A 13,709-nucleotide genomic window follows, 5' to 3' on the forward strand; every position below is an offset into this window, starting at 1 on the left:
CCATGCTGTTTGCCCTCGTTGCGACACTGTTGATTGCGTTTCTGATCAATGTTCCCATCGGTTTCGCCCTGGCCATTGCCGCCCTGGCGAGCCTGGTGGCCTCGGGCATGGCACCCATCGGTATCCTTCCCCAGCGGATGATTGCCGGCGTGAATTCCTTTCCCCTGTTGGCGATCCCCCTGTTCATGCTGGTGGGGTCGATCATGGAGCGGGGCGGGATTTCCCGTCGTATCGTCCGCCTGGCGAGCTCGCTGCTGGGTCATGTGTCCGGTGGGCTGGCGGCCGTGTCCATCCTGGCGTGCACTTTTTTCGCGGCCATTTCCGGTTCGGCCCCCGGCACGGCTGCCGCCGTGGGTGAGCTGACCATCCCGGAGATGGAAAAGCGGGGTTACTCCAAGGCCTATGCGTCGGCCGTGGTGTCGTCCGCCTCCTGCCTGGGGGTGATCATTCCTCCCAGCATTACCTTTATCATCTTCGGTATCGTGGCCAACGTCTCCATTGGCCAGCTCTTTGTCGCCGCGATTATCCCCGGGATATTCCTTGCGGTCCTGCTGATCGGTGTGAACCTGATCTGGTCCCGCAAGCACGGCTACCCGACGGAAGACAGGCGGACCTGGAAAGAGCGCTGGCAACCCTTCCTCGAGTCGGTCTGGGGGTTGCTGCTGCCGATCATTATCCTTGGCGGGATCATGACGGGGGCGTTCACGCCAACGGAATCCGCCGCGATTGCCGTGGTCTACGGACTGATCATCAGCTTCTTCGTCTACAAGGAACTCAGGCTGGGTGACCTGGTGCCCATCTTCTACAAGGCCTCCCTGAACTCCGCGATGATCATGCTGCTGATTGCTGCGGCAAGTCCGTTCGGCTGGGTGATGATCATCGAGCAGGTGCCGCAGATGGCCTCCAGCGCGATTCTGGGTATATCGACCAACATGTACATCATCCTGATGCTGATCATCATCATGTACCTGATCCTGGGCACCTTCATGGAAACCGGTGCCATTATTCTGTTGGCGGTGCCGATCTTTGCGCCGATTGCCCAACAGCTTGGTATTGATATGGTGCATTTCGGGGTGGTGACGGTGGTCGCCCTGGCCATAGGCATGGCAACGCCGCCGGTGGGCATCACGCTGTTTGCCACCTGTGGCATCTCGGGGGTATCCATTGGTCGGTTGAGTCGCGCAATCGTACCGTTCCTGATAGCACTGATCCTGGGGTTGATCGTGCTGGCCTACGTGCCCTTCCTGTCGACCTTCCTGCCTGGGCTACTGTTCTAGTGTTCCGTCTGGCCGGCCCCTTGGGGGGAGGGTAGTGCCCCTCACACTGTCGTCGCATCCTCCCGCCGGTGCCGCAAGGTATGGGGGGCTGGTCGCTCCGCCGGTGCGGTGGCGACGATATTGCGGCCCAGGCTCCTTGCCTGGACCAGGCCCTGATCGACCCGGTACAGGACCTCGTCCAGGTCCCGCTCCGGATGATACTGGGCCACACCGAAGGTGGCGGTAACGGTCAGACCCGCGATGGGCAACTGCTCCATCCGCCACCGGCAATGTTCGGCACTGTGCAGGGCCTCCCCTTCCGTCATCCCGGGGCTGACCATCAGGAACTCATCGCTGCCCCACCGGGCCACCAGGCTGTCACGCCCCATGGCCTCTGTCAGTAATTCCCCCACCAGGGTCATGACCCGGTCACCGGTCTCATGGCCCTGGTGGTGATTGATCCGGCGGAAATGATCCAGGTTCGCCAGGGCCAGCGACAATGGTTGGTCCTTGCGTCTGGCGATACGGGTGGCTTTCTTCAGGTAATCGAGGGCGCCCTGCCGGTTGGCCAGGCCCGTCAGGTCGTCGGTGACGTTCACGCGCTCCAGCAATTCGGTACGGGCGATGGCGGAGAAGGTGCGGTCCCGTAGCAGGGTGCCCGCGCTGGTGAGGGCCAGCAGCGTCAGCAGGAAAAAGTGGATACGCAGGAAATACATGGCATCTGAACAGCCCGCCGATCCGTCGAGGGCACAGCTCAGGGAGGCACCGGTGGCCAGCAGGGCCGAGAACGAAAAGGTCACCAGGGCAACCGCCATCCCGGCCCGGAAGCCCAGGGCGATAAAGGCCACGACGATCAGCATCCCCACGGCCCAGTAATGGCCGGACACCAGTGGCATGAAGTTGGCGCCGAACGGATCACCGGCGATGAAATGCCAGGCAAGCCGGCTGAGCACGATCACAGCGATCAGGGATACCAGGCCGACTTCCAGCAGCCGCAGGCGCACACGCCCATGAATCAGCAGGACGCAGGAAACACCATAGATCACCGAAAAGATCGGGTAGCCGATGGCGATAAAAAAGTCATGGGGATGCCGGAACAGCCAGCTGACGAAGAATATGGCCATGGCCATGAGGCACGCCACTGCGTAGGTGTAGCGGCGGTAGTCGGTAAGGCGGGACAACTCCTGTCGTGCGCTGGCGGGCGTCCTGCCCGGAGAGTCTTCCATGATGCCATCCTCGTTGGGAGTTTGTAGCCCGTCTGACCAATGGCCGGTGTGGACGGGCGAGTCGCGTAACCTACCCCCTCAAGGAATTGAAAAATATAGTCTGCGTCACGTTATGTCGCTTTTTATCATTCTTCTCAACACATCCTCGTGTTCCGGGGAGCGTCGGTGTATCAGGGCCATGGCGGCATGACCAATCACCGTCACCAGCAGGAGCCAGCCCAGCCAGCTGTGTAGCAGGTTGGCCGGGGCCTCCATCCAGGCGATTTCGTCGCCCTCGAAACCGGGGAACAGCGGGATGCCGAAAGGCTCGAAACTGTGCCCGGAACCATACTGGCGCAGCAGGGCAATGGCGGGAATCACCAGCAACAGCAGGTACAGGGCAATATGTCCGGCCTTGGCCGCGATGGTGATGGAAGGTGGCCGGTGGCTGGCGTTGACCAGCGCCCAGACGATACGGATGACCACCAGGGTCAGCAACAGGGTGCCCAGGGGTTTATGAGTGGACCAGAGGAACTGCTCTACAGCGGTGTCCTCCGCCAGCACCCTGGCAGCGGCGGAAGTAAACTGCCAGAGCAGTAACAGGGCCATGCCCCAATGGAGCAGGCGACTGATGGAGCCGTATCGGTCAACATTGTCCTGGATCATGATCGGTCTCTCTCGGTTGCTGACGGGATGCTTACCTCATCGATAGGGATGCATGGACCTTCGGAATTCCTGAAAGTTCAATGAGCTGGTTCAGTTTTCAATGTAGTAGGAATGACTGGGATTGTCCCGATTCGACCGGTGAACATTCTGGGCCTGCCTGAACTGCGCCGGGGAGAGTCCTGTCCAGCGCTTGAAGGCGTGGGAGAAACTGGAGGTTTCCGTGTAGCCCAGTTGTTCCGCCACCTGTTCCACCGTGTAGTGCGCCGAGCCCAGGAGTCTTCGGGCCCGGCGTTCCAGCACCTCATCCCGCAACTGGCGCCAGCCGGTACCTTCCAGGCTGAGCTGGCGGCGCAGGCTGCGGGTCGACTGGTGGAACACCCCGGCTACTTCCGTCAGGGTCGGCAGGTTATCGCCCTGGTTTCGCAGGAAGTCCCGTACCCGGTCTGAAAGCGCCAGGCGCTGTTTGCGCTGGCTGATCAGCTCTCGGCAGTAGCGTTCGCACTGGGCCTGGGTAACACGGTTGGCCCCGCTGAACGGTTGCTGGAAGGTGGCCGGGTCGAGCGTCATGCCGGTATGGGCCTGCCGGGTGCGGACGGGGCAGGGGTACAGGTCCCGCAGCATGTCCATGCCGTTCATCTCCGGCAGGGTCAGGCGTAGCTCGTTGACGCCCATGGAATGCCCCGGGAGCAGTTCCCGGTGCAGGCTCCACAGGCAGGCCAGGTCCCTGGCAACGATGAACGGTGATACATCGTCCGGCAGGTGGTCATCGTCCATCAGCAGCAGCGGGCCCCGGCGACCCAGCCGCCAGCGGTAGCGGACAAAGGGAAAGGCGACGGACGCGAACCGGCCGCCCCACTGCAGGGCCACAATGCCATTGGCGGAACTCATCACGCCTAGCCCCCATACCCCATGGGCGGTGAGCCCCTGGCGACCGCCTACCTGCAGGCCATGATGAAAGGCGGAGCCGCATTCCCGGACCAGCAGGCGAATCAGGGCCAGTTCCTGGCTGGCGTCGATAACGGTGTCCGGGTTGTCGAGGGCATCCGGGGTGACACCGGCGCGTTGCAGGCACCGGACCCGGTCCAGCCCCTGTTCCCGGGCATAGCTGAGCAGGATATCGAAGGTGCCGATACCCAGCCGGTGTTGGCTGCCCCTTTCCACGGATACGTGATCGGACATCTGGCGTCCTGTCTCTTCCTGAGGTGGTTCTTGTTCTTGGCCCGGTGTTCGTCCCGGGTGGTTTGCCTACACGGTGCCTATATGACCATGTCGCCCAATGGTTATGATTTTCATGTTTCCTGGACGTGATCTGATTCACGTTTTTCGGGTTTGGCCGTTTCGCCCAAGAGGGTAGCCGGTACTGGCATGGTCTGAAGCGGGAGGGGTGAACAGACTGCCTGGCCGTGGCCTGAGGCTTTCAGGCTGCGGTTCAACAACAAGGAGCAACAATAATGAACAATACAGACCTTACCAGGCACACGACTTTACTCCTCAACACCGGAAACCTCCTGCGTATCCTGACAATGGCGGCCCTGGCGCTGGTCATGACCGGTTGTGGCCAGTTGGGGCAGTTGCTGAGCAACGACCAGGTAGCGGATGCCGACAACGATCAGGTGGTCTTCCTGGGCGACTCCATCTTCGCGCTGTCCGGCGGTATCCAGGATGAACTGGAAGGCAAGGCCGGCGAAACCTTCCGGCGCTATACGGTCTCCGGAGCGGAACTGACCGGTGGCGTATTGGCACCGTCGGTGGTCGAGCAACTGGACACCGCAGTCAACGACAATCCGGATATCGACACCCTGGTGACCGATGGCGGTGGCAACGACATCCTGATCCCGGCCATTGCGCTGGACCCCCACCACTGCAAGACCCACTGGTACCAGTTCGGTCGCCTGAGCGATAGCTGCAAGTCGCTGATCGACGATGTCTACGTGGATGCCGTGGACTACCTCAACGGTGCCGCCGCAGCCGGCGTGGATAAGGCCATCTTCCTGGGCTACTACTACACCAAGAACGGGCTGTTCCGTCTGGAGAGCATGAAAGAGGCCGTGGATTACGGCAATCAGTCACTGGCCCGGGCCTGCGCTAACTCCGTCCTGGAGTGCACCTTTGTGGACCCGCGTTCCAGCATTGTTAACAGCGATATCATCTTCGACGGTATCCACCCCTCGGACAGCGGTTCCCGCAAGATTGCCAATCTGATCTGGCCCAAGCTGCAGCCCTTGCTGTAACCGTGGTTGCGGATAACTGACCCGGCGGTGGCGGCGCTCCGGGCGTTGTCACCGCTTTTACCAGAACAGGACGCATTGCCATGAAACCAACGACGTTGATCGCCGGTTTGCTGGCCCTGATCGTGATTGGGGGCGTCGCGGGCTACTCCACCATCCTGTCCGATGATCCGGATTCCCCGGTCGCGGAGAAACGCGCTGGGCCCGTCCCGGCGAACGTGCCGACAGCCCCGGGCTCCGGGGAGGCCGTCGAAACCGATGCCTCAACCTCCTGGGACCAGCGAGTGAGCCGGTTGGCAGCCCGACTGCGGAACGACTACGGCGACACCATTGATGAACCGGCCACCCAGGCATACCTGTTCGTGGAGCGGGAAAAACTGGCCGACACCCATCCCCGGGACGGGCGGGCCCTGTTCGAGACCGCCGTGGCTATGGCCTTCCCCGACCGCTCGGCATCCATCCTGGCGCTGATGGCGGGCATGGACCGCTATCACCAGTGGCTGTCGGACAACGAACTGACCCTGCGGGAGATGCCACTGTTGCAGCGGCGGGCGGCGATCTGGAAGCAGCGGCAGGCGATCTTTGGCGCCAGGGCCTCGGAAATCTGGGGTGAGGAGGAAACCGTTGCCAGCAAGAATGCCGATGCGGTGAGGGAGGAACTGACCCGTCTCGACCAGGCCCACGAACTCACCCCGGAAGAGGTGGCCCACCAGCTCAGCACCACAGTGGATGACCTCTATGGCCTGGAAGCGGCCAGCCAACTGGTCACCCCCCAGGCACTGGGCCAGGCCCTGTTTGCCATGGAGTCGGTACAGACGGACCTGGCGGCCATGTCTGCGGAGGAACGGCAGCAGCGCATTGACAGCCTGCGCCGGCAGATGGGCTACAGCGAGGAGGACGTTCGCCGACTGGAGCAACTGGACCGTCAGCGGAACCAGCGCTGGCAGGAGGGCGAGGCCTATATGGCCGAACGCCGGGAGCTTGGCCGGCAATACCAGGGGGAACAGTTGGAGCAGGCTCTGGACCGTCTCCGGCAGGCGCACTTTGGCGATACCGCGCCCACCATCGCCAGGGAGGAAGAGCAGGGTTTCTTCCGTTTCCAGCGGGAACGGCGTTATGGCCTGAACTAGTGTTCCGGGGGTGGACTACACTGGGGATAGGGAAAGAAATCTGAGAAAAACATATATAAGCGGCTTGTCAGGATCCAACCTGTGGCTATATCGTATGGGTTCAAAATAAAGCGGTTGCTCGCCGACCTGACACCGAAACCATAACAACCCGATATCAAACCATAACAACAAAGGAGACGCCCGATGCATGGCCTCATGATGCAACGCCCCCTGCTCATTTCCCAGATCCTGGAGTTCGCGGCCGGGAACTACCCCGATCAGGAGATCGTATCCCGCACCACCGAGGGCCCCATCCACCGGTACACCTACCCGGAACTGGCCCAGCGTACCCGCAAACTGGCCAATGCCCTGAAGAAGCTGGGCGTCACCGAGGAAGACCGGATCGGCACCATCGCCTGGAATACCTACCGGCACCTTGAGATCTATTACGCCAGCTCCGGCATGGGGGCCATCTGCCACACCATGAACCCGCGCCTGCCGGCGGAGCAGTTCATCTACATCATCAATCACGCCAAGGACAAGTTCATCTTCGTGGACCTGACCTTCCTGCCGCTGATGGAAAAGCTCCACGAGCATTTCCCGGATGTGGAAGGCTACATCGTGATGACCGATGAGGAACACATGCCGCAGACGGACCTGCCCCGGGTCTATTGCTACGAAACCCTGATCAAGGACGAGCCCGACCAGTTCGAGTGGCCGGAGTTCGACGAGAACACCGCTTCATCCCTGTGCTACACCTCCGGCACCACCGGCAACCCGAAGGGCGTGCTCTACAGCCACCGCTCCAACGTGCTCCATGCCCTGTTTGCGCTGACGGTGTCCGGCCTGCCACTGGACGAGCGCTCCACCATTCTGCCGGTGGTGCCCATGTTCCATGTAAACGCCTGGGGCACGCCGTATTTCGGCCTGATCGCCGGCACCAAGCTGGTGTTCCCGGGCCCGGGGCTTGATGGTGAGAATCTGGCGAATCTGATCGAAGATGAAAAGGTCACTGACGCCTGGGGCGTTCCCACGGTCTGGCTGGGTCTGCTGGGTTACATGAAAAAGGCCGGCAAGAAGTTCAGCACCCTCACGCGTACCCTGATCGGCGGCTCCGCCGTGCCCAAGTCCATGATTGAGGACTTCCGCGACAACTTTGGCGTCGAGGCCATCCAGGGCTGGGGCATGACGGAAATGAGCCCGTTGGGTACCGTCGCAACACCGCGACCGAGCCAGCGTGACGGCGACTGGAATGAGGAACTGCGCCTGCGGGCCTCCCAGGGCCGACTGGTGTTCGGCGTGGAGATGAAGATCGTCGATGCCGAGGGCAAGGAACTGCCTCATGATGGCGAGTCCCAGGGCGAGTTGCTGGTGCGCGGCAACGCGGTCATCAGCGGTTACTACGAGAACCCGGAAGCCACCAAGAAGGCCCTGGACAAGGACGGCTGGTTCCATACTGGCGACGTGTCCGTGATCACCCCGGACGGTTTCATGGAAATCGTTGACCGGGTGAAGGACGTGATCAAGTCCGGTGGCGAATGGATCAGCTCCATCGATCTGGAGAACGAAGCCATCGCCCATCCGGGTCTGGCGGAAGCGGCGGTGATCGGTGTTCGCCACGAGAAGTGGCAGGAGCGTCCGCTGCTGGTGGCGGTGAAGAACGAGGATGCGGACGTCACCCGCGAGGATGTGCTCAAGTTCCTGGAAGAGCGGGTCGCCAAGTGGTGGCTGCCGGATGACGTGGTGTTCGTGGATGAGCTGCCCCACGGTGCCACCGGCAAGCTGCAGAAGGCCAAGCTCCGCGACGACTTCAAGGATTACAGGCTGCCGACGGAGTAAAACCTGCGCCCCGTCATAAGGAAGATCATGAGCCGTCAGGGTGTCCCTGACGGCTCATTTTTTTGGGAAAAGTGAGCCGATAGATCCTATTTGAGATCAAAGCCCCGCTTCTTCAGAAACTCCCGCATATGGGCGCGCAGCTTGGCGTTGAACAGCGGGCTGAGCTGCTGGGACCAGTTGGTGTCCTTGGTGCCGCCGGTGCGCTGGCGGTAGTAGGTACGCATGGTGTCGTCGAAGCGGTTGACGGAATCCTCGTCCTCCCGGTAGACGTCTTCCATCAGGATGCTCTCCACCGGCAGGCGGGGTTTCACTTCCGGGTTCTGGTCCGGGTAGCCCAGGCACAGGCCGAACACCGGGAAGACATGGTCGGGGAGCTGCAGCAATTCACTGATTTCGGAGGGATTGTTGCGAATGCCGCCGATATAGCAGATGCCCAGCCCGGCGGACTCGGCGGCCACCACCACGTTCTGCGCCATCAGCGCGGTGTCCACGCTGGCCACCAGGAACTGTTCGGTCATGCCCCGGACCACCTCGGCACCGGTGCGCTCCGCCGAGTCCGTGGGGCGCTTCATGTCGGCACAGAACACCAGGAAATCCGAACAGGTGGCGATATACGGCTGCCCGCCGGCCAGTTCGGCAATTTTCTCGCGGTTGTCCGGGTTCCTGACATGAATAATGGAGTAGGCCTGCACATGGCTGGAGGTGGCCGCGCTCTGGCCGGCACGGATCAGCTCCAGGAACAGGTCCCGGGGAATGCTCTGGTCAGTGAACTTGCGGATCGAACGGTGGGATTTGAGTAGATCGATAACCTGGTTCATGGCGCCTCTCTTTACTGCTGGTAACCCGGCCACCTGCCGGACAGGGCCTGGGGGCTGCGCGGTGGAAAGTCGCAGACCCCTGGCCCTGTCCGGATGTTCCGGAAAGAGAGCATTCTACACGTTTTGCCGCGGAGACTCCCGGGTTCAGGCCTCCGGGTAGGCGGTCCAGCCCTCCAGCCAGTCGCCAGGACTACGGGGGTTGATGGCGCCTGAGAAAGTAGCTGATTCGTCAAAAAACTCGCTCTTGGGTGGTGTGGTTGCCGGCATATCGCTCAGGGGGATCCGGGGACGGAAATCCGGTGACGTCGGGTTACGGGCTGCCGGGTGCAGGGCGCTTTCCAGTCTGATCAGGTTCTCGCTTTCCGCTGCCTTCAGCCAGGCTTGCTCGTCAAAGCCGAAATCATCGTCACTGTCACCCCGCTCCTGCTGCTGGCCGGCGATACTGCCGGTGCTGGCCAGGATGTTGTGGCTGAAGGTCAGCTTGCCACTGGCCACCAGGGCACGGGCTTCGTCACGGGTATCCACGGCTTCGATGGCATAGCTGTCGATGATCATGTTGTGGAAGTGCCCGCCGGTGCCCTCGCGCAGCACCATGCCCCGATGGGTCTTGGCGCTCTGTCCGGTACCGGCCAGGGTCACGTTGTAGAACACTGGCTCCGAGCGTGGCGTTGCCTCGTGCTGGTTGCCGTTGTTGTCCCCCTCGAAAGCATTGTCGCCGACATCCGCGTGCTGCTGGATCACCGCAAACTGGACCCGGCCGCGCCAGCCCCAGTCCCAGTCAATGCTGTCATCCGCCGCACCGGTTACCAGGATATGCTGCAGGTCCACGGTGCCACCGAACATTTCTATACCGTCGTCCAGCGCCCGGTGCACCTGCACATGGCGGATAATGGTATTGCTGCCACAGCCCCCCAGGGTCAGGCCGTTCAGCTCGTTGTTCTGGTACACCTCGAAGCCGGCGAACTCGATACGGGTGTATTCCACCACGCCACAGCTGTCCGTGGCGTTGGTGCCGCCAAAGCTGCCCCGCTGGTCGCTGTCGGGGATGCCTTCGATCTGGGGGGATGGCTGGTTGACCGGGGCGCTGCCCAGCAGAACCACGCCTCCCCAGTCACCCCGTGATCGGGCACCTGCGTCCTGGGCGCTGGTGAACACCACGGGCTTGTCGGGGCGCCCGCGGGAGAAAAGCTGGCTGTCCCGGGTTACGATCAGGGCGGCACCGTTCTCCCCCTTGATGGTGGCGCCCGCCTCGATGGTGAGGCTGGCGTTTTCCACAAATATGATGTCTTCCAACACGTAGGTTTTGTCACCTTCCCAGGTGGTGGCGGTGGTGATGTCGTCGGTGATGCGGATGGTCTGGGGCTCCAGGGCCGTGAACCCCACGGTGGCCACGGCACCGGCCACCAGGACCGGCGCAATCCAGGTCAGGTGGCGGCGACGCTTGCGGGGCTTCTCCTCGTCGGGCTCCCGGAACGGCGCCTGGCGGTTGTCCGGGTTGGCCATCAGGGCTTTGCCCGGGTCGTTGTCCCGGATGTCCTTCACCAGCTTGCGGACCTTGTCCGAACCGGAGCTCTCCGCCCGACGCAATACATCGGCCCGGTAGTTGGGTTCCCGCAGCAGATTGTTGAGGTGGACAAACTGGATATCGCTGCATTCGCCGCGATCCACCAGCCGCTTGAGTTGCCAGAGTTGTTCTACCAGGAGGGAGGCATTTTCGGACATTACTGCATCTCCGAAGAAATAAATGTGGTCGCATTTATAACTTATGGTGATTACAGCTTCATGACAGTTGGGCTCACGGTGTTTTGCGGAGATTGACCAGTACCGGGGTGCCACTGGCCGGGTCCTGGATGACATCGCAGTGGACGCCGTACAGCCGGTGAATCAGTGACTGGTCCAGGATGTCACCGGGGGCTCCCTGGGCCTGGATGGTGCCGTCCGTCATTGCAATGAGGTGGTCGGCATAGCGACAGGCACTGACCAAGTCGTGCACCACCATCACCACGGTCTTGCCCTGGTGGGCAAGCTGGCGGATCAGTTCGAACACCTCGATCTGGTGCCCCAGGTCCAGGGCGGAGGTGGGCTCGTCCAGCAACAGCAGGGGCGTTTGCTGGGCAATGCTCATGGCGATCCAGGCCCGTTGCCGCTGGCCACCGGACAGGGTGTCCAGGGGGCGGTCGGCCAGTGGCAACAGGTCCGCTGCCGCCAGGGCCTGCTCCAGCACAGCCTGGTCATCGGCGGTCCAGCGCTGCAGCCAGCCCTGGTGAGGCTGGCGACCGAAGCGGATCAGGTCGGTCACGGTCAGCCCCTCCGGCGCCGAGTTGTCCTGGGGCAGCAGGGCCAGCTTGCGGGCCACCTCGCGGCTGGGCTGGCTGTGGATATCGCCGCCATCCAGCAGCACCGCGCCGCCAGCGGGCGCGTGCACCCGGGCGAGTCCGTTCAGCAGGGTGGACTTGCCGCAACCGTTGGGGCCGACAATGGCGGTCACCTGACCCGGGGGCAGCGTCAGGTTGAGCTGGTTGATCACCGGCGTATGGCGATGGGCCAGGGTCAGGTCCCGGGCTTCCAGTCGGGGCATTGGGGTGGCATCGGTCATGACAGGCTCCGGGTGGAAGGTTTGACAAGAATCCAGATCAGGTACGGGCTGCCGGCGATGGCGGTCACCAGTCCCACCGGCAGTTCCAGGGGCGCCAGGGCCAGCCGGCCCACCAGGTCCGCCGCCACCATGAAGGCCGCACCGGCCAGGGCCGACGCGGTCAGCGGCACCTTGCCGGCACGGCTCAGGGCACGGGCCAGTTCCGGTGCCAGCAGGGCCACCATGCCCACGGGGCCGGCGACGGCGACCGCCAGGCCGGTGAGCAACACCGCGCAGGCCAGGCTCAGGGCGCGGATCCGCTTCAGGCGGGTGCCCAGGTTGATGGCCACCGGATCCGAAAACTGCAGGGTGGTCAGTGCCGGGCCCAGGGCGATGGCCAGACCGTAGCCGATCGCCAAGCCGAGGGCGAGCACCTGCACGGCGGTTGCCGACCGGGCGTTCAGGCTGCCCACGGTCCACGGGAAGGCGGCATTGGCGGCGTCAATGGCCACGCGGCTGAGCATCACCTGGGTGACGGCCCCGGCAATGGCGCCGATGCCCAGACCGGCAATAATGAAGCGGTAGCCACGGGTGCCGTTGGCACCGGCCAACCCGAAGGCCAGGGCGGTGGCGGCGGCCGCGCCGGTGAGGGCCATGGCCGATGGCGCCACGGCGATACCGGTGCCGACCACCGAGGCCACGGCAAAGGCGGTGGCGGCGTTATCAATGCCGATGATGCCCGGGGTTGCCAGGCGGTTGCGGGCCACGGTCTGCATCATGCAGCCGGCCAGGGCAAAGGCGGCGCCGGTCAGGGCACCGGCAAGCACCCGGGGCAGCCGCAGTTCCCGGATAACAAACTGGTGGATGGCATCGCCGCCGCCTGCCAGCACATCCAGTATCGCTTCAGGGGGAACCGCCACCGTTCCCAGCGCCAGGGAGGCGGTAACCGCCGCCACCAGGGCCAGGGCGAGGGCCAGGTTGGTGGAGGCGTTGCGTTGGCGGGTGGTCAGCAGGGTCATGGCAGTGGTTCTCATAGCGTTGGCATACGCCCGGAACGGACAATCATCAGCAGCACCGGTGCGCCGATCAGCGCGGTAATCACGCCCAGCGGCAACTCCGAGGGGGCCGCGACCACCCGTGCCATGGTATCCGCCAGGAGCAGCAGCCCCGGGCCGATGGGCAGGCACAGCCAGAGGGTCTTGCGGATATCCGGGCCGGCCAGGGCGCGGGCGATAAAGGGCACCACCAGGCCGATAAAGGCCAGGGGGCCGGCCAGGGCCGTGGCGCCGCCCACCAGCAGGGCAACCGCAATGATCACCAGCAGCCGGATGCGGCCCGGCTTGTGGCCCAGCCCCATGGCGGCCCGTTCCCCCAGCGACATGGCCGCCAGTGGTGAGGCCACCAAAACCACCAGTACGCCGGCGACCAACAGGGACGGTCCCACTGCCCTGAGGTGGGACAGCGGTGTACCGGCGATACTGCCGGTGATCCAGAAGCGTATCTCGTCCGCAGCCCGCTGATCCGCCAGCATCAGCACCGATGTCAGCGACAGCAGCAGGCCGGTCACCGTGGCGCCAGCCAGCACCAGCCGCACGGGGTCGGCCGCCAGACCCCGGGAACGGGTGGCCAGCATAACCAGGGAACAGCCGGCCAGGGCGCCGGTCTGGGCCACCAGCGTGGTCATGGTGGCGGAACTGGCCCCCAGCAGGATGGCAATGGCCACGGCAAAGGCGCTGCCGCCACTGACCCCCAGCAGGCCGGGTTCCGCCAGCGGGTTGCGGGTCAGGGACTGAAGCAGGGCACCGCTTACAGCCAGGGCAATGCCGGCGACAATACCGGTGGCAAGACGGGGCAGCCGCAGTTCCGTGACCACAAAGCGGGCTTCCTCGGTACCTTGCCCGAACAGCACCGGCAGGGCTTCGATGGCCGACACCGGGCCGGCGCCCCAGAGCAGGCTGGCGAGAGCGGTGGCCATAACGAAAAAAACCGCCACGGCAAGTGGCGGTGCAAAGG

12 protein-coding genes are annotated in these 13,709 nt (G+C 63.4%); 4 read left to right on the forward strand and 8 right to left on the reverse strand.

Features of this window, described 5'->3' with window-relative positions:
- Positions 1 to 2: 2 nt before the first annotated feature.
- Positions 3 to 1,277, forward strand: a complete 1,275-nt coding sequence (locus ACJO2E_RS17595; protein ID WP_406965585.1) for a TRAP transporter large permease — start codon at positions 3 to 5, stop codon at positions 1,275 to 1,277.
- 41 nt (positions 1,278 to 1,318) lie between these two features.
- On the opposite strand, the gene ACJO2E_RS17600 is transcribed toward ACJO2E_RS17595, so the two are convergent.
- The 3 genes from ACJO2E_RS17600 to ACJO2E_RS17610 all read right to left on the reverse strand — a co-directional run bounded on the left by ACJO2E_RS17600 (position 1,319) and on the right by ACJO2E_RS17610 (position 4,306).
- Positions 1,319 to 2,482: a GGDEF domain-containing protein gene (locus ACJO2E_RS17600; RefSeq protein ID WP_406965587.1), complete on the reverse strand. Its 1,164-nt coding sequence runs from the start codon at positions 2,480 to 2,482 to the stop codon at positions 1,319 to 1,321.
- A gap of 105 nt (positions 2,483 to 2,587) precedes the next feature.
- A complete protein-coding gene (locus tag ACJO2E_RS17605; RefSeq protein ID WP_406965588.1) occupies positions 2,588 to 3,127 on the reverse strand; it encodes a cytochrome b in 540 nt (179 codons plus the stop codon).
- A gap of 90 nt (positions 3,128 to 3,217) precedes the next feature.
- Positions 3,218 to 4,306 (reverse strand): AraC family transcriptional regulator, encoded by a 1,089-nt coding sequence (locus ACJO2E_RS17610; RefSeq protein ID WP_406965590.1) that lies wholly within the window; start codon positions 4,304 to 4,306, stop codon positions 3,218 to 3,220.
- A 272-nt stretch (positions 4,307 to 4,578) separates the two neighbouring features.
- On the opposite strand from ACJO2E_RS17610, the gene ACJO2E_RS17615 reads away from it, so the two are divergent.
- From ACJO2E_RS17615 to ACJO2E_RS17625, 3 genes are all read left to right on the forward strand, one after another.
- On the forward strand, positions 4,579 to 5,358 hold the full coding sequence (locus ACJO2E_RS17615; protein ID WP_406965591.1) for an SGNH/GDSL hydrolase family protein: 780 nt from the start codon (positions 4,579 to 4,581) through the stop codon (positions 5,356 to 5,358).
- An 80-nt stretch (positions 5,359 to 5,438) separates the two neighbouring features.
- Positions 5,439 to 6,485 (forward strand): lipase secretion chaperone, encoded by a 1,047-nt coding sequence (locus tag ACJO2E_RS17620; protein WP_406965592.1) that lies wholly within the window; start codon positions 5,439 to 5,441, stop codon positions 6,483 to 6,485.
- 183 nt (positions 6,486 to 6,668) lie between these two features.
- Positions 6,669 to 8,303, forward strand: coding sequence for a long-chain-fatty-acid--CoA ligase (locus ACJO2E_RS17625; RefSeq protein WP_406965593.1), 1,635 nt, complete (start codon positions 6,669 to 6,671; stop codon positions 8,301 to 8,303).
- An 86-nt stretch (positions 8,304 to 8,389) separates the two neighbouring features.
- On the opposite strand, the gene nfsA is transcribed toward ACJO2E_RS17625, so the two are convergent.
- The 5 genes from nfsA to ACJO2E_RS17650 all read right to left on the reverse strand — a co-directional run bounded on the left by nfsA (position 8,390) and on the right by ACJO2E_RS17650 (position 13,671).
- Positions 8,390 to 9,121, reverse strand: coding sequence for an oxygen-insensitive NADPH nitroreductase (gene nfsA / locus ACJO2E_RS17630; protein WP_406965594.1), 732 nt, complete (start codon positions 9,119 to 9,121; stop codon positions 8,390 to 8,392).
- A gap of 144 nt (positions 9,122 to 9,265) precedes the next feature.
- Positions 9,266 to 10,843 (reverse strand): beta-helix domain-containing protein, encoded by a 1,578-nt coding sequence (locus ACJO2E_RS17635; protein ID WP_406965595.1) that lies wholly within the window; start codon positions 10,841 to 10,843, stop codon positions 9,266 to 9,268.
- A gap of 73 nt (positions 10,844 to 10,916) precedes the next feature.
- Positions 10,917 to 11,717 carry an ABC transporter ATP-binding protein gene (locus ACJO2E_RS17640; RefSeq protein WP_406965596.1) on the reverse strand — a complete coding sequence of 267 codons (801 nt, stop codon included), beginning with the start codon at positions 11,715 to 11,717 and terminating at the stop codon, positions 10,917 to 10,919.
- Positions 11,714 to 12,715: a FecCD family ABC transporter permease gene (locus ACJO2E_RS17645; protein WP_406965597.1), complete on the reverse strand. Its 1,002-nt coding sequence runs from the start codon at positions 12,713 to 12,715 to the stop codon at positions 11,714 to 11,716. The genes ACJO2E_RS17640 and ACJO2E_RS17645 overlap by 4 nt, the downstream gene beginning before the upstream one ends.
- Before the next feature lie 11 nt (positions 12,716 to 12,726).
- The gene (locus ACJO2E_RS17650; RefSeq protein WP_406965598.1) at positions 12,727 to 13,671 is read right to left on the reverse strand and encodes a FecCD family ABC transporter permease; all 945 of its coding nucleotides are present in this window, start codon (positions 13,669 to 13,671) and stop codon (positions 12,727 to 12,729) included.
- Positions 13,672 to 13,709 lie beyond the last annotated feature (38 nt).

It is taken from the genome of Marinobacter shunpengi (assembly GCF_045449695.1).
Classification (GTDB): Bacteria; Pseudomonadota; Gammaproteobacteria; order Pseudomonadales; family Oleiphilaceae; genus Marinobacter.